The 16,716-nt window shown below is 61.8% G+C and carries 13 protein-coding genes; 5 read left to right on the top strand and 8 right to left on the bottom strand.

Going from position 1 to position 16,716, the window contains the following annotated elements:
- Nucleotide 1: 1 nt before the first annotated feature.
- Both KUF73_RS26150 and KUF73_RS26145 read right to left on the bottom strand, forming a co-directional pair.
- A complete protein-coding gene (locus KUF73_RS26150; RefSeq protein ID WP_218440873.1) occupies nucleotides 2–985 on the bottom strand; it encodes a bifunctional MaoC family dehydratase N-terminal/OB-fold nucleic acid binding domain-containing protein in 984 nt (327 codons plus the stop codon).
- A 56-nt stretch (nucleotides 986–1,041) separates the two neighbouring features.
- A complete protein-coding gene (locus KUF73_RS26145; protein WP_218440872.1) occupies nucleotides 1,042–1,827 on the bottom strand; it encodes an SDR family oxidoreductase in 786 nt (261 codons plus the stop codon).
- A gap of 141 nt (nucleotides 1,828–1,968) precedes the next feature.
- On the opposite strand from KUF73_RS26145, the gene KUF73_RS26140 reads away from it, so the two are divergent.
- Nucleotides 1,969–2,754: an enoyl-CoA hydratase gene (locus KUF73_RS26140; protein ID WP_218440871.1), complete on the top strand. Its 786-nt coding sequence runs from the start codon at nucleotides 1,969–1,971 to the stop codon at nucleotides 2,752–2,754.
- Between the two features lie 243 nt (nucleotides 2,755–2,997).
- Here the strand turns inward: KUF73_RS26140 and KUF73_RS26135 are convergent, their stop codons facing one another.
- The 6 genes from KUF73_RS26135 to KUF73_RS26110 all read right to left on the bottom strand — a co-directional run bounded on the left by KUF73_RS26135 (nucleotide 2,998) and on the right by KUF73_RS26110 (nucleotide 12,339).
- Nucleotides 2,998–3,780, bottom strand: coding sequence for an SDR family oxidoreductase (locus tag KUF73_RS26135; RefSeq protein WP_218440870.1), 783 nt, complete (start codon nucleotides 3,778–3,780; stop codon nucleotides 2,998–3,000).
- Entirely contained in the window at nucleotides 3,777–5,474 is a 1,698-nt protein-coding gene (locus KUF73_RS26130; protein ID WP_218440869.1) for an FAD-binding protein, read from the bottom strand. Before KUF73_RS26130 ends, KUF73_RS26135 begins: the two co-directional genes overlap by 4 nt.
- 8 nt (nucleotides 5,475–5,482) lie before the next feature.
- Entirely contained in the window at nucleotides 5,483–7,192 is a 1,710-nt protein-coding gene (locus KUF73_RS26125) for an FAD-dependent oxidoreductase (protein WP_218440868.1), read from the bottom strand.
- Nucleotides 7,193–7,434: 242 nt separating this feature from the next.
- On the bottom strand, nucleotides 7,435–9,003 hold the full coding sequence (locus KUF73_RS26120) for an amidase (protein WP_218440867.1): 1,569 nt from the start codon (nucleotides 9,001–9,003) through the stop codon (nucleotides 7,435–7,437).
- A gap of 159 nt (nucleotides 9,004–9,162) precedes the next feature.
- Nucleotides 9,163–10,815: a methyl-accepting chemotaxis protein gene (locus KUF73_RS26115; protein WP_218440866.1), complete on the bottom strand. Its 1,653-nt coding sequence runs from the start codon at nucleotides 10,813–10,815 to the stop codon at nucleotides 9,163–9,165.
- Nucleotides 10,816–10,869: 54 nt separating this feature from the next.
- Entirely contained in the window at nucleotides 10,870–12,339 is a 1,470-nt protein-coding gene (locus KUF73_RS26110) for a coniferyl aldehyde dehydrogenase (RefSeq protein ID WP_218440865.1), read from the bottom strand.
- A gap of 163 nt (nucleotides 12,340–12,502) precedes the next feature.
- Between KUF73_RS26110 and KUF73_RS26105 the strand changes: the two genes are divergently transcribed.
- The 4 genes from KUF73_RS26105 (at nucleotide 12,503) to KUF73_RS26090 (ending at nucleotide 16,715) form a co-directional block, all read left to right on the top strand.
- The gene (locus KUF73_RS26105; protein ID WP_218440864.1) at nucleotides 12,503–13,486 is read left to right on the top strand and encodes a flavin reductase family protein; all 984 of its coding nucleotides are present in this window, start codon (nucleotides 12,503–12,505) and stop codon (nucleotides 13,484–13,486) included.
- On the top strand, nucleotides 13,483–14,823 hold the full coding sequence (locus tag KUF73_RS26100) for an MFS transporter (RefSeq protein WP_218440863.1): 1,341 nt from the start codon (nucleotides 13,483–13,485) through the stop codon (nucleotides 14,821–14,823). Before KUF73_RS26105 ends, KUF73_RS26100 begins: the two co-directional genes overlap by 4 nt.
- Nucleotides 14,817–15,464 carry a TetR/AcrR family transcriptional regulator gene (locus tag KUF73_RS26095; protein WP_218440862.1) on the top strand — a complete coding sequence of 216 codons (648 nt, stop codon included), beginning with the start codon at nucleotides 14,817–14,819 and terminating at the stop codon, nucleotides 15,462–15,464. Before KUF73_RS26100 ends, KUF73_RS26095 begins: the two co-directional genes overlap by 7 nt.
- 120 nt (nucleotides 15,465–15,584) lie before the next feature.
- On the top strand, nucleotides 15,585–16,715 hold the full coding sequence (locus tag KUF73_RS26090; RefSeq protein ID WP_218440861.1) for a carbon-nitrogen hydrolase family protein: 1,131 nt from the start codon (nucleotides 15,585–15,587) through the stop codon (nucleotides 16,713–16,715).
- Nucleotide 16,716: the final 1 nt, after the last annotated feature.

Here is a 16,716-nt window from a genome sequence, read left to right as displayed (position 1 = left end):
CCTATGCCTCTACCGGCCGGAACATTGGCAGGGTCAGCTGGTCATCGAAGGTCTGGAACTCGACCTGCAAACGCTGGCCGATTTTTATTTGCTCGCGTTCGATACCGACCAGGCCGGCGATCAGGCGCACGCCCTCTTCCAACTCGATCAGGCCGATGGGGTTGGGGTAGTCGAACGGCGGGACTTGCGGGTAGTGCATCACCACGAACGAATACAACGATGCTTTGCCGCTGGCCTGGACGGTGTCCCAATCGAAGCTGTGGCATTCGATACAGACCGGTGCCGGTGGATGGCGCAGGGTCTGGCAGGCGGTACAGCGCTGGATCAGTAACTGACCCTTCTCGCAGCCTTCCCAGAAGAATCGCGTGTCGTCGCTGATGCCGGGTAGCGGGCGCTTGGGCTTGGCCGCAACTGATTCGACTTTGGCCGGCACCTGGGCATTGGCCGGGCGAAACTTGAACACGCGAAACAGCAATTCGCCCACTGGCTCGTCACCGCCGGGCGATTTTCCATCGGCCTTTTCGACGAAATGGCTCATCACCAGCGTGACGAAAAAACCGGTGCCCAGGGCGGTGGTTTTTTCATCGCCAACCGAATCCAGGCGCGTGGTGTAGTAGAGCTTTTCCCCCAGGCGCACCGGACGGGTAAAACTCAGCTCGGAGTTCACCGCCACGGTAGAGGCGTAGCCATAGGCTTCCATTTCCTTGAGCACCTCGTAAGGGTTCTCGTCGGTGGAGCCAGGCGGATAGTTGTTGGCGTGCAGGCCTTCCATGGTCCACACCTGCAACATGGCCGGTGGGGCGATCAGGCCCTCATGTTGGGTGCCCAGGGCAAAGTCCCGGTCGGTGTATAGCGGGTTGTCCACGCCCATGACTTCGCACCACTGGCGAATCATCGGTGCATTGACCTCGTCCCAGGCATACACGCGGCCGTACTGGCGCCCCACCAGGGCGCGCACATTGGATAGCAATTGTGGATCAGCCAAAGTCGTCTCCTTCACATTGAAGGCGGCTACCGAACCCGGTCGCCGCAATAGGTCGATCAGGTGGGCAGAACCTGCGCAGCACCGAGAAATGCCGGGCGTTCGCCACCGCCATGCAGCAACAGGTTGCAACCGCTGGCGTAACTGGCTAGCGGTGATGCAATGTAGAGACAGGCGTTGGCGATGTCTTCGGCAACCGCCATGCGTGCAGCCGGAATACCGGCCGCGACGGCGGCGATACCCGCCTCGGAGCCGTAGTGCAGATGGGCCAGCTCGGTTCGCACAAGGCCCGGACTGACCGTCACCACCCGCACCTTGGGCCCCCACTCCACCGCCAGCGATTGCACCAGCGCCAACACCCCTGCCTTGGCCGCGCCATAAGCGGCGGTGCCTGGCGAAGAACGCAGTGCACTGATGCTGCCGATAAAGACGATGCAGCCGCCCTGCGTCTGCGCCTGCATCAACCGATTGGCGTGCTGGGCGACGTTGAGCGGCGCGATCAGATTCAGACCGATGATGCTTTCATGAAACCTCGGCGAGGCCGTGGCTGCGTCGGCGGCAGGGCTGCCACCGGCGTTGTTGACCACCACGTCGAGGCGTCCGAAATCGCGCTCGATGGTGCCGAACAGTCGTTGCAGGGAATCGTGGTCACGCACATCGGCGGCAATGAACGTCGAGCTCTTGCCTCCAAGCGTCGGCACCTGTTCAGGTTCGCGCCGGGCACACACGATCACCCGAGCGTTGGCCGCCAGAAACCCCAGCGCGATACCGGCGCCGATGCCCTTGGTGCCACCGGTGACCAGCACCACCTTGCCGCTGTAATCAAGACCCGAATGCAGCTCCATCATGTGCTCCTTTTCTACTGACAAGGTTCACTCTAGGGAGGAACTCAGGGCCAAACTACGTCTGAACGGACGATGAAAACCAAACCTCGCGAGCAGGACACTGGCGGCCATTCACACGTTGCCTGCTCCTTGAGGATGCCCATGTCCGACTCATCCGCTGCATCGGTTCTGCTCGAACATCCACTGCCGGGCGTAGCCCTGCTGCGGCTCAACCGCCCCCACGCAACCAATGCCTTGAGCCTGGAACTGCAGGCGTTGCTATCGCGTTATTTCAGTGAGTTGGGGGCTGACCCCGAGGTGCGTTGCATTGTGCTGACGGGCGGTGAAAAGGTGTTCGCTGCCGGTGGCGACATCACCAGCATGGCCGGGGTCGGTGCCATCGACATCTACAAGCGCCACACCGAACGGGTCTGGGGACCGATCCAGCACTGTCCAAAACCGGTGATCGCGGCGGTCTGCGGTTATGCGTATGGCGGCGGTTGCGAGCTGGCGATGCACGCCGACTTGATCGTCGCCGGGCGCAGCGCGCGCTTCTGCCAACCGGAAATCCGCATCGGCATCATGCCCGGCATCGGCGGCACCCAGCGGCTGGTGCGGGCCGTGGGCAAGGTCAAGGCCATGCGCATGGCGCTCACCGGCCAGCCCATCAACGCCGAGGAAGCCTGGGTGGCCGGGTTGGTCAGCGACCTGGTGGACGATGATCAGGTGCAGGCCCACGCCCTGGAACTGGCGCGCGTCATCGCGGCGATGCCGGCCCTGGCCGCCGAACAGATCAAGGAAGTGATCCTCGCCGGCATGGACGCCCCGCTGGAAGCCGGCCTGGCCCTGGAGCGCAAGGCCAATGCGCTGCTGTTTGCGTCACGGGATCAGAAGGAAGGCATGCAGGCGTTCATCGATAAACGCCCGGCACAGTTTGAAGGCAATTAAGCGCTCGTCTATCGAACCACAAAATCTGTGGGAGCCTGCTCGCGATGACGACCTGACAGACAACCAATCTCATGCGGTTACACACCATCCTGTAGGAGCTGCCGAAGGCTGCGATCTTGTGATCTTGTTTTTTTTGTAGTCGAAGTCGACGAGAAACAAGATCAAAAGATCGCAGCCTGCGGCAGCTTCTACATTGGAATCGAAATCTGAAGATGTAGAGCAAAAGCCGTACGCCAATCCAATTTAGATACTCATCACCATCTGCCCGCTATCGATGCGCAACTCGACACCGTTGATCGCCCGGGCTTCGTCGCTCGCCAGAAACAGCACACTGGCCGCCACGTCCTCAGGTCGGCACATGCGATTCATCGGGTCGCTGTCGATGGTCAGGCGGTTCGGGTCGACGCCTTGGGGGAAGCTGCCACGGGTCATGTCAGTGAGTACGCCATCGGGATGCAGGGTGTTGCAGCGAATGCGATATTTACGCCGCCGACAAAGCACTGATACCGACCGCGACAAGGCCGCCACTGCGCCCTTGGAGGCGCTGTAGGCAAGGTAATCGTCACGCCCGGCCAGTGCCGCGACGGACGACAGGTTGATGATCGAGCCACCGTTGTCCTTCATCAATGCGATGCCTTCGCGACAGCCCAAAAACACGCTATCGGCATTCACTCGCATCACCTTGTGCCAGTCCGCCAGACTGGTTTCTTCAATCGAGCCGCTGATCAGGATACCGGCGTTGTTGACCAGAATATCCAGACGACCATAGTGCTCGCGCACATGGTCGATGACCTCACGCCACGCTTCTTCACTGCTGACGTCGTGGCGGATGAAAGCCGCAGTCGGCCCGATTTCGGTGGCCAGGGCCTGGCCGGCTTCGACGTCCAGATCGCTGATCAGCACCTGGGCGCCTTCGGCCGCCAGTAGCCGAACACTGGCGGCACCAATGCCCTTGGCCCCGCCAGTGACCAGTGCGATCTTGCCGTGAACCCGTCCATTTTTGTTGTGGTGATTGAGGGTCATCATGTCATCTCGTGTGCGTGGGTCGTTTGAGTTTGCTGGCTGTGCGAGCGGGCGACGGCGGCACCGGCACGACGGCCGGAAAACACGCAGTCGGCCAGGGACAGCCCACTGATGTACAGGTGCGAAGGAATCCCCAGCGCCGTGCGCCCGGCTGCGTACAGACCGCTGATGGCATCGCCCTGTTCGTCCAGCACCGCACCGCTGCACTCATCCACGCGCAAGCCGCCCAGCGTCAGCGCGCCCAGCGGAAACACCGGGTTGGTCACGGAAATGTCGCAGGCGTAATACGGCCCCTCTTGAAGCACCTGTCGCCCACCCTCGGACTTGCCGAACGGCTCTGGCGCCTCGCCACGGGCAGCGGCGTTGGCGGCCAGCACCGAGGCACGCAGTACGGCGGGGTTCATGGAGGCCGCACTGGCCAGCTCGCCCAGGCTCTTGCCCTTGCTAACCTTGAACAGCATCAGCGCCAGGGCCGGGAAACTCTGGAACCACCAGTAGCCGCCAAACAGCGCCTCGCGAATGGCCTTCTTGCGCAATGGCGCATCCAGCACCAGCCACGCTTTGCCGCCCTGCTCTTCCATCAACGGTTGACCCAGAGTCGCACCGTAGACCTCTTCATTGCAGAAACGCTGGCCTTCGCGATTGACCACGATGCCCTTGTGCCAACTGTAGGGCGGGTTGATGAAACGCCAGGCCGAAACCCGCTCAAGCCCGCTGCCCTGACCGCCGGCACTGACGCCCAGGCGCAAGCCGCTGCCATCGCAGCCGGTGGCACCGACCTTGAAGTTGCGACGAAATTTAGGGGCATGCTGCTCGATCAACTGGCGATTGAAGATGAAGCCGCCGGTGCTCAGGATCACCCCATCGCGGGCGCGCACCAACCGTGGCCGGGCGAAATCCCGTTCTAGCTGGCAAACCTTCTGCCGAAGTTTTTTGCAATAGCCGGCCGCGAAGTTCTGCAAGCGTTCGGCGCGGGCGGCCAGACGCGCATGCAGTTGGGCCGCTTTACTGCCCTCGGTCAGGCACCACAATTCGACGCCCAGCACTCGCCCCTGCGGATCGACCACCAGCCGTCGCGCTGCCGACTGCAACAGCGGCCTGGCGCCAGCCTTCAGACACGCAGCCTTGAGGTGGGAATAGAGCACCGTACCGCACTGCCCTTTGCCCACAGTGCGATGACCCCTAGGTGCCGGGGGCAAAGGGCCACCGTGGTCTGGCACCAGTTCGTTACCCGAGTAATAGAGAAAATAGCCATCGGGCGGGTACGAGGTCTTGCCCCCCGGCGGCATCTGGTGTGCGTAAGGTGCGCCGTGGCTTTCCAGCCAGTCGAGGTTGCTCACGCTGTCGGCACAAAAGCGTCGCAGGGTGTCGTCGCTGACCACGCCACGGGTTTCGTGCTTGAGGTAATCGAACATCGCTTCGGGACTGTCGTTGAAGCCTGCTGCCTGCTGGTGACGAGTACCACCACCGGCATACACCACACCGCCGCTTTTGGCGCTGGCGCCGCCACCGGTAAAGCGGTCGGCGATCATCACATCAGCGCCCTGGGCGCGAGCCTCCAGCGCGGCGCAAGCCCCGGCCGCACCCCAGCCGACGACCAGCACATCACAGTGTTCGTCCCAGACCATGCTGTTGCTGTCGACCACTCGCAAGGGTGGCAGCACTTCGGTACTGGGGATGTTATCGGACATGGACATAGACCCTCCTAGCGCTGGCTGGCGAGGTGATTGGCGGCGACATAACCGAAGGTCATCGCCGGTCCCAGGGTGCCGCCGGCGCCCGGATAACTGGTGCCCATCACCGACGCCGAGCAGTTGCCGATGGCATACAGGCCGGCGATGGTCGTGCCGTCATCACGCACCACTTGTGCATGCTCATTGGTCAGCAGACCACCCTTGGTGCCGATGTCCCCGGCGTCCAGGCGCATGGCGTAATACGGCCCCTTGCGCAGTGGCGCCAGGCACGGGTTGGGCTTGACGTTGCTGTCGCCGTAATAACGGTCAAAGACATTGCCGCCACGGGCAAAGTCGAGGTCTACACCGGAGCCGGCATACCCGTTGACTTTGGCCACGGTGGCTTCAAGCCCGGCTCTGTCGACACCAATCTGCGTGGCCAGGCCCGCCAAGGTGTCGGCCTTCCAGTACAGGTTGTTGAGCCACTCTTTGCGCAGGCGGCTGTCGGGCACGATCTGGCCCGGCATCAACGGCCCCATGGCGTAGTTGAAGCGGAAATGAGCGTCGAAAATCACCCAGGCCGGCACCGATTTACCGCCGGTTTTCTGATTGTCCTGATGCATGGCGTCGACGAACTCCAGGTACGGCGCCGCTTCGTTGACAAAGCGCTGGCCCAGGCCATTGACCACGATGGCGCCGGGGAACGCCCGTTCAGCGAATATCCCGCGGGGCTTGTCTTCTCCCGGCACGGCAATGGTCGGTGCCCACCAGGCCCAATCCATCAACGCGGTGGCCGCGCCCTGAGCCATGCCGGCTTCGAGTGCCGCGCCAGTGTTATTGCCGGGTGGTGTTGCGCTCCAGGCCTTGCGAGTCGGTTTTGGCAGGTATTGATCGCGCAGGGTCTGGTTTTGTTCGAAGCCACCCGAGGCCAGGATTACGCCATGGCGCGCACGCAGTTGCAGCTCGGCGCCATCACGCCGCACGGTGACACCGTTGACCCGTCCGTTGTCGGTGACCAGTCCGCAGAAATCAGTGTTGAGCCACAGAGGAACGTTACGATCCATCAACGAGCGGCGCAGGGACGCCACCAGCGAACTGCCCAGAGAAGCACGACGGTCCATCTTGCTTTTGCGCCGCCATTTGAAATCCAGCTTGTAGCGCAGCATCAATTTCATGATCAGCAGGCGCCAGCCGAAGCTACGGGCCATGGCTTTGTGCGCGTCCCGCGCGGTCCAGGAGATGCGCCCCATTAACAACGTCGACGGCGACGGCTTGCGCAGGTTTGCCAGTTCATCACCCAAGAGACTGGTATCGAACATCTCCGGGTCCAGGGTCCGTCCACCGGCCAAAGCACCCGGCAGATGCGGATAGTAATCAGGGTATTTGGCCGCCACGGCGTAGCGCACCCGGCTGGTACGGGTGAGCTTTTCAATCATCTTCGGCGCGTTATCCAGGTAGGCACGCAGGCGCGTTTCATCGACATGCTTGCCCGCCGCCGCTTGCAGGTAGGTCAGGGCCGTGGCGTAGCTGTCGTTGCCGCTCATGCGAGCGAAATAGTGATTGTTGGGAATCCAGATACCGCCCCCGGAGATCGCCGAGGTGCCGCCGTACTGATCGCTTTTCTCCACCACCAGCACGCTGAAACCCTGGTCGGCGAGGAACACCGCCGAGGTCATCGCACCTGCGCCCGAACCGACGACGATGACGTCGTAGTGGGTCTGAGACTGAACTTGAGCCGTCATTGTTGTTATGCCATTAGCTGAGGTCAGAAAGAAACCGCCGACCACGCAGGGTGCGCTGGCGGAGTGCAGCCCATGATCAGGGCTGCGTGGGGATGGGCTCATCGTCAAAGTGGACTAGGGGCCGGTAACGGCCTTCGCTCCCGTAGGAGCGAGGCTTGCCCGCGAACCGGACGACCCGGTGTATCTGCCAGACCGCGACGTCGTTCTTCGCCGGCAAGCCTGGCTCCTACAGGGGAAGTGGATTACAAAGTCGCGCGTCTCGCGGCCCACGGGTGGGCCTGTTCCAATTGGCTGGCCAGGCGTAGCAGCACGTCTTCTCCCCCCAGGCGAGCGGTGAACATCATGCCCACCGGCAGGCCGTCATCGCTCTGGCCCAAGGGTAACGAGATGGCCGGTTGGCCGCTGACGTTGGCCACCACGGTGAAGCCCGCGCTGCCCATGGCATTGTGGGCGTAGCTGTCCCACGGCTGGTCCAGGGACAACAGGCCGAGCTTCGGCGTCAGGCTGCCGGTGACCGGCGACAGGATCACGTCGTAGCGTTCGAAGTGCTGCTCCATGGTCGCGCCGATGCTCTCGAACGATTGGCGGGCGCGGTACAGGTCCTCGCCACTAGTGCCCTTCGAACGCTCCAGGTTGACCAGGGTGATTTTCTCCAGGTCCTGCGCCGTGGCGGCCCGTCCGAGCACTTGTTCACGGTCGTGGATCAAGGTTCGCAGCGCGGTGCCGATGACCATGCCGTGGGCGCCGAACAACTGGCGCGGGTCGACGTTCAGTGCCAACTCATCGATTTCGTGTCCCAGCGCCAGCAGTTGCTTGATGGTCTGCTCAAGGGTCGCGGCGATCGCCGGCTCCAGAGGCGCGCCGGTCAGCGATTGGCGCACCACGGCGACGCGCAGCTTGCCCGGCTCGCGCTGTATCTCGTCCACATACGGTCGCACCAGCGGTGGGAGCCAATAGGCACTGCCCGTTTCATGGCCTTGCCCGGCATCGAGGAACAACGCGGTATCGCGTACCGTGCGCGAGACCACGTTGGCCACGCTGGCGCCAAACCAGCCTTCGAAATGCAGCGGTCCGCTGGGGGTGCGATAGCGGCTGGGCTTGAGCCCGATCACGCCGCAGTACGAAGCCGGAATGCGGATCGAACCGCCGCCATCGGTGGCATGGGCCACGGGCACAATCCCTGCCGCCACGGCCGCAGCCGCACCACCGGAGGAGCCGCCCGCGCTCATCGCCAAGTTCCATGGATTATGGGTCTGGCCCCACGCCAGGGATTCGGTGGTAGTGGTCAAACCGAACTCGGGGCACGTGGTCTTGCCGAACGGCACCGCACCGGCCTGCTGGTAGCGACTGATCAGGGTGCTGGTGAACGTGGCGGACGGACCCTCCTTGAAAAACCGGCAACCGTTGCTGGTGATGGTGCCTTGCAGCGAGGTGTTGAGGTCCTTGATCAACAGCGGCACGCCGGCCAGGGCACCCTGGTTCTGAGTGCCGGCCGCGCGGCGCTGGGCCAGCAAGGTACGGGCGTAGGCTTCATGCAGCATGTTCACTGCATTGACCCTGGGGTTGACCTCGTTGTAGCGGGCCAGCGTCGCCGCCAGCAGGTCCTCGGCACTCAGTTCGCCGCTGCGGATCGCCTGGCTCATCGCCCAGGCATCCATGGCCTGATAGTCGCTGGCTGAGAGACCCGCTGCGCGAGCATCGGCAAAACGCCCCAACAGGCCGACGCCGACAGCCACGGCACCGGCCTTGAGCACACTGCGACGCGGCCAGCCGGCGGTGGAATCTAGTGGTGCATGTTCGTGTTTTTCCATTGTAATGATCACGCCCTGATTAATAGTTATTTGAAAATCTGCACAACCCTGTAGGAGCCAGGCCTGCCGGCGAACCAGGCGATGCGGTGTATCTCTCGGACCGGGTTATCGTTCTTCGCGGGCAAGCCTCGCGCCTACACAGGAAAGCGGTCGCGTTGTTCAAGCGACTTTAAAGCGCGCCGACAATTGGTCCAGTGCCCGCGCCAGTTGTTCCAGGTCCGAGGCAGCCACTGCGCTGCGCCCGGCGTTGGCCGATAGCGCACCAGTGCCGCTGGAGACACTCTCGACCCGGGTAACCATTTCCCGAGTCACTCTCACCTGTTCGGTGATCACTGTGGCAATGGTGTCCACGCTGCGAATCACATCATCGGTGCCGCTGCGAATCTGTGCCACTGAATCACCGGCCTCATGCGCCAGATTGACGCCATCACGCACCCGGCTGACCACCCGACCCATGCCGTCGACCACGGCCAGAGTGCCTTCTTGAATGCGTTGCACGGTGAGGTCGATTTCACCAATCGAGCTCGCGGTGCGTTGAGCCAACAGGCGTACCTCGTCGGCGACCACGGCAAACCCGCGCCCCGCCTCGCCGGCCCGCGCGGCTTCGATGGCGGCATTCAGTGCCAGGAGATTGGTTTGCTCGGCAATGCTGCGAATGACCTTAAGCACATGGCTGATCTCTGCGGAAAACCCTTCGAGCTCGCGAATATGCACCGCTGTGTCGCTGATCACGTCGCTGATCCGGTTCATCTCCTGGGCCATATCGCGGATAAAGCCCTCGCTCTTGCCCGAGCGTCCCGCCGAATGCTGGGTGATGTCGCGCGACACTCCGACATGGTTTTCCACCTCATTGATCGACCCCGACAAATCCTCCACCGCGCGGGAAATCCCGCGCACCGCATCAGCCTGCTGCTCGGTCGCCGTGGAAGCCAGCTCTGCCGATTCCGCCATGTGCGCGGCTTCGCGACTGACCCGTTGCACCAGTTCGCGCATCTGCGAGATCAACCCGTGCAAGCTGTCGCGCATCTGCGCGATATCGCGAAGCATCAGGGCGAACTCATCGCCACCCTTGACCTCGATGGGTTGCGACAGATCACCGCTGGCGATGGCCCGCACGCTGGCACCGGCCTGGGCAAAGGCCCGCTTGAGACGCCGCAGGGTTGTGAACGCCGTGAGGCTACCCGCCAACCCGCCCACCATCGCCAGCGCCAGATAAGCCAATAACGTCGAGCGATACCGGTGCTGCGCTGCGTCGTAGGCTTGTGCGGCATCGGCCTTCTGCAACGCCTGCAATTTGCTCAGCTCGGCCACCGCGGCATTGCCTTCCGGCTCGGCCATGCGCAGGAAGGACAGAATGCCCGGCAGGCGGAAGTCGCCAGCGCGCAAGGAATCCAGGAAAATGCCCAGCTCGTCCCGCCACGCCTGATAGTGCTTGTCGAACGCATCCGCCGCCTTCAGCTCGTCACCGCTCAACATGCGTTGGCGATAACTCGCCCACACCTCGGACAGCACCCGATCATTGCTTTCGATGGCGCTCAGCGTGGCTTCCACCGGGCGGTCGAACGCCGCTACCAACGGGCCTTCCGGGTCTTGCTGGATCGCCAGCAGCACCTGGCGCCGGCTTTCATCGAGCCGGTGTTCGATATCACCGAACACCAACAACGTCGCAAGATTGTCCTCGTTGATAGCCCGCAGGCTGTCGCGCGCCTGCTGCAAACCATAGGCACCCAACACCACCGCCAGGACGAACAGCAACGTAGCCAACAGCGCCCAGAGCCATAGGCGTTGAGCGATAGTAATTGCCTTGAACATAATCAATGGCCTGTCTCATGCAACGGATGGGGCGCCAGACGCCCCACGCTGAAATCAGTCGGAAGTGACCCCGGCCAGCATGGCCGCCAGGTAGTGCTCGCCATAAGGCGGCAACAGGCCCCATTCGCGACGCGGGTCATGGGCCGAAGCCTTGAACACCGTGCGCATGTGACTGAATTCGAGAAAGCCTTCGCGGCCATGGTAGTGGCCCATGCCCGAGGCGCCGATGCCGCCGAATGGCGCATCGTGCAGGGCTGCGTGCATCATCACGTCGTTGATGGTGACGCCGCCGGACAGGGTGTGTTCCAGCACGTGATGTTGTTCCTGCGCATCCTCGCCGAAGTAGTACAGCGCCAGCGGACGTGGACGCCCGTTGATTTCGGCGATGACCTGATCAAGGTCGTCATAACCGATCACGACCATGGCCGGGCCGAAGATTTCCTCGTGCAAGATCAGGCTGTCAGAGGCCGGATCAACCACCACTCGCAATGGTCGACGACGGTCCTGGACATCAATGGCCAAAGGTTCGGGCAGGCTCTCGATGCGTGCACCGCGCGACTCGGCGTCCTGGACCAGGCGCTCGACCCGTTCCAGGTGACGCTGGTTGACCACCGCCACCACATCCGGATTGCCGGCCACGGTGGGGTTGAGATCGCGATAGGCACTGCGCAACGCATTGAGGAACGGTTCGAGCGAGGCCTTGGGCACGTACACCAGGTCGGGATTGATGCAAATTTGCCCGCCATTGCAGGCCTTGCCGGCCGCGAGGCTGAACGCGACCTTGTTCAGATCGGCGCTGCGCGAAACGATCACCGGCGACTTGCCGCCCAACTCCAGTGTCACCGGCACCAGGTTTTGCGCGGCACCGGCCATCACCTGTCGGCCAATCGCCGTGCTACCCGTGAACACCAGGTGGTCGAAGGGCTGACAGCTGAAAGCCTCGCCGAGTTCGGGGCCGCCATTGACCACCGCCACCACCAGCGGGTCGAGATGTTCAGCGCACAGGCGCGCCACCAGCTCTGCCGTGCGCGGCACCACTTCCGAAGGTTTGAGAATGGCCCGGTTGCCGGCCGCCAGGGCGGAGGCTAACGGGCTGAACAAGGTGAACAACGGTGCATTCCACGTACCGAGGATGCCTACCGTGCCTTTGGGCTGGAACATGACCCAGGCCTTGGCGCCGAGCTGATCGTAGGGAGAGAACATCTGACGCGGCTCGTCCCCCATCCATCCCTGCAGATGATCACGGGCATATTTGAGCGATGCCAGCGCGCCCAGCACGTCATTCATCAGGGAAAAACCGGTTGGCCGTCCACCAAAGTCCTGATCGATCGCCGCGGTCAATGCGGCATGGTTGTGAACCAACAGATCGATCACCTGCTGGAGTCGCTGACGGCGGGTGTCGGCACTGACACTGCCGGCGCGGGCAAAGGCGCTTTTCTGTTGCGCCAGCAGGCTTGAAAGGTCTTGGACGGAAGACGTGGCTGAACTCATTGTTATCCCCTTGCAGGTTGGCTCGATGGCCATTGAGCGCCCGATGCGCCTGGCGCCACCCTAGCCTCGCAGACACCTGTCCCGCCTCGTCCAATCGGACGAGGCCCTGCATTAGTGTTAGTCCGTTCTGACGATGTTCAGTGCCTGCAAACGCCCAATACTGGCCATACGAAAACCCCACTCCATGAGGCCAGTCATGGCAATGCAAAACATAAGCTTCGATCCCCAGGCATTTCGTGCCGCGCTCGGCACGTTCACCACCGGGGTCACGATCATCACCACCCAGACCGAAGACGGCTCGCCCGTGGGCATCACCGCCAACAGCTTCAACTCGGTTTCGCTTAACCCGCCGCTGGTGCTCTGGAGCCTGTCCAAGCAAGCCCGCAGTTTGCCGATATTCAGCAGTGGCAAGCACTGGAACGTGCACGTGCTGTCCACGGAACAGGAGACGCTGTCGGGTCGTTTCGCCACTCAGGGCGAGGACAAATTCGCCGAGATCGAACTGGACAATGGGGTCAGCGAGGCACCGCTGCTGCAAGACTGCACGGCGCGTTTCCAGTGCCGCACGGCGTTCCAGTACGAAGGTGGTGACCATGTGATTTTTGTCGGTGAAGTGCTCGCTTTCGATCACAGCGATCGGGCGCCGCTGGCGTTCCAGAGTGGCCAGTATGCTTTGGCAACGCGCAAGCCACGCAGTGAATTACGCCTGGCCACCACACCTCCACCACCCGAGTGCAGTTACACCGAGGACTTGCTCGGCTACCTGTTGGGGCGCGGACATTACCAGGCACTCAACGCGTTGCGACAACTGCTGAACAGTCAGCAGTTGGATGAACAAACTTTTTTTGTCCTGTCGATTTTGTGCATTCGCGACAATCTGACCCTTGAGGAAATCAATACTTTCGTCAGCTACACCGGCCGCGTCGTCACGCTGGCCAGCATGCGTTTTCTCGAACACCAGCGCCTGGTGGCGTTCGAGGGCCCGGCAGAAGCGCTGAGGTTTGTCCTCACGGCGCAGGGTCGCGAGGTTTCAGTGCATCAACTCGCGCTGGCCAAGGCTGTGGAAGAAGACCTCGCGACCAAGCTCGGCACCGCCGACGCACAAGCCTTGAAGGTCTTGCTCAAGCGCCTGATCGTCGTGAGCGACCCAGGCCTGCCTGACCTGTGGGCACCGCGATGACCGCCCCCGCAGGCATATTCTCACCGACCAGAGTCGGCTGGCGCAGCCATGGCTTGCTGTTTCTGCTGGCCATGGTGTTTGCCGACAATTTTGTCGGACGACAAATACTCGCGGTGATGGTCGAGCCGATCAAATCCGAATTCGGGGTCAGTGACACCGCCATTGGATTGATCTCGGGCCTGGCGTTCGCGGCGGTCTATGCACTCATGGGCCTTCCTGCGGGGCGGCTGGTGGATCGCATGCCGCGGATTCGCCTGCTGGCAATGTCTTGCCTTGTCTGGGCCGTGGCGACAATGGCGTGCGGGCTTGCCGGCAGCTTCCTTGCGCTGGCGTTTGCGCGGATGCTGGTTGCGGTCAGCGAATCGCCGACGACTTCGGCCTCACTGTCGCTGATTGCAGACCTGTATCCGCCTCAGCGACGCTCATTCGCCATCAGCTGCTTTACCGCGGCACCGACGTTTTCCTCGATCATCGGCTTGAGCATCGGAGCCTGGGTGGTCGAGCACTATGGCTGGCGCAGTGCGTTTATTGCCCTTGGTGTGCCGGCCCTGGTGTTTGGCACCGTTCTCGCCTTTGTCGTGCGCGAGCCGCAGCGCGGCCGCTGGGACCTCACGCCACACGCTCACTCACAGCCCGCGCTGCTCGGCATGGGCGCCGAAGCGCGCAAGCTCTGGGCGTTACCGGCGTACCGTTGTCTGATCCTTGCCGGCGGTCTGGCCACACTCAGCTCCTATGCCATTGGCATGTGGAACACCAGTTTCCTGGTGCGCTCCCACGGCTTGTCACTGCAACACGCCGGGCTGCTGGCGGGGGTGATCTGCGGCACCTCAGCCGGAATTGGTGGGTTGTTGAGTGGCTGGCTAAGTGACCGGCTGTGTCGCCGCAACCCACACTGGCAAGTTTCCATTCCCGTGATGGGCCACATGGCGGCCATCTCCGCGCTGATCCCTTATTTGCTTTGGTCCGACGCCTTGCTGGTGCGTATCGGCGACGTGCCAATTCCAACCGCCATGCTCTGGTGCGCGCTCTATTCTTTCTTTGCGGTGTGGTGGGTTGCGCCGTCTTACAACCTCGTCACGCAACTGGTGCCGCCAAGCCGCCGCGGTACTGCCATGGCGCTGCAAACCATCGTCAGCACGCTGCTCGGCGTTGGCGTCGGGCCACTGATCACCGGTTTGTTCAGCGATATGTTGCTACCGATGTTTGGCCAAGAGTCGCTGCGCTATGCGCTGCTGCTGGTGAATTTGCCGGTAGTTTGCGCGGTGTTGCTGCTGGTGCTCACCGCGAACCATGCTTCCCGAACGGGCTATCGGCACGTGGACCTCTCTACATGCTAAACATCGCATCAGCCAATCGAGTGCACAGCGCTCGCGAACGACTCCTTGATGCTGCGGCCGAACTCTTTGCCACGCGCGGCTTCCAGGCAGTCGGTTTGCGAGATCTGGCGAGTTGCCTGGGGTTGCAGGCCGGTTCGCTTTACCATCACATCGAAAACAAGCAGTCCCTGTTGTTCGAGCTGATTGAGTCCGCCTTATCGAACCTGATGCTGGATACGATGCGTCGGCTGAAAAGCGCTCGAAGTGCCCGCGAGCATCTACCGATATTTATTAAAACCTTCGTCGCCTTTAATTTTAATGAAAGACACAAACTGGCGCTGATCACCCGTGAGTTTGCAAATCTTGATGAAGAACAGAAGCAACAAATTGTTCAGCTGAAGAACAGTTACTCGTCGCTTTTGAGCAAAATCATCGCTCATGAGCGGGGCGAAAAAACAAACTCGGGAGGCGATACCTGCCCGACAACACATGCGGTGATCGTAATTTTATTTGGGCAATCTCAGTGGTACGCCCTTGAATCCACCGAATCCAGACTGACTAAAACACTGACAAATCTTGTCATGTGCCTTATCGCACAGAGCAAAAAAAACCGGGAACCTGCTGCTCTTCAACGCACCTTTGAACATTCTTCCGGTCGATGACCAACCTGCGTTTTTTGCAGGCATTACCTGGACAGTCGCCCCGACCTTTGATTTGCCGTAACCTCCGATCCGAACCTGAATGAAAATTCATGCTTGCTGACGGCCGTTGACTGTTTTCTCATGCGCAAACTTCTATACCTGATTTTCTCCATGGCGCTGATCGCCGCCCTGTCGACCTACGCAATGTGGGCCGCGGATCGCCCCGTGGGCCATTACCTCTCGGATCTGCGGATCAACCTCGCTGTCGATCAGGGCAAACCAGCTGATCGCGGCAATCTGCTGGGCATCCAGCCCGAACTGTTTCCTACCGACTATCAAAGCCCCGAGCGCTTGCACCGCAAACTCGCGGCTTACTTGCAGAAAGCCCGGGACCAAGGCCTGTTGAGCGAAAAAACCGTCGTCGTACTGCCGGAACATGTGGGCACCTGGCTGATGGTCGCAGGCGAGAAAGATGAGCTGTACCAGGCCACCACGTTCAAGGAAGCCATGAACTGGCTGGCCGTGAGCAACCCCGTGAAGTTCCTGCGCGCGATCATCAGCGCCAAAGGCGAAAGCCGTCTGGACGACGCTCACCTGCGCATGAAAGCCAAAGGCATGGCCAAGGATTATCAGGCCTTGTTCGGTGGGCTGGCCAAAGAGTTCCACGTTACCCTGGTGGCCGGTTCCATCGTCTTGCCCGACCCAAGCGTCATCGACGGTACGCTGAAAATCGGCAGCGGCGCGCTGTACAACAGCAGCGTGGTGTTCGGCCAGGACGGTTTGCCGATCGGTCAGCCGCAACGCCAGATGTACCCGATGTTTGAAAAAAAGATTGCGTTCAAGGCCAATGGCGAGCTCACGCTAAACGTCGTCGATACCCCGGCCGGACGTCTGGGCGTACTGATCGGCAGCGACAGCTGGTACCCGAACAACTACCGCAAGCTCGACAACCAGGGCGCACAGCTCGTAGCGGTCCCGGCATTTGTAGTCGGCCGCGGTACTTGGGACCAACCGTGGCGCGGCTTCCAGAGTTCTTCGGTGCCGGACACGGTCACGCTAAAGAGCGGGGAGCTAAGCGAAGCTCAGGCCTGGCATCGCCTGACCCTGACCACGCAAGCACCCGGCAGTCAGGCCATCGCCGGCATCAGCGTGTTTTTGCGCGGGCAATTCTGGGATCAGGGCAGCGCCGGCCAAAGTTTTCTCAGCAGCAACGGTCAGCAGTTCGCCGACGGCAACGCCCGCGGTGCGCGCTTGCTGAACCTGTGGTTGTAAG

It is taken from the genome of Pseudomonas sp. PD9R (genome assembly GCF_019200975.1).
In the GTDB taxonomy this organism is placed as follows: domain Bacteria; phylum Pseudomonadota; class Gammaproteobacteria; order Pseudomonadales; family Pseudomonadaceae; genus Aquipseudomonas.
Note: the sequence above shows the minus strand (reverse complement) of the source record. Positions and strands in the feature narration are given on the sequence as shown.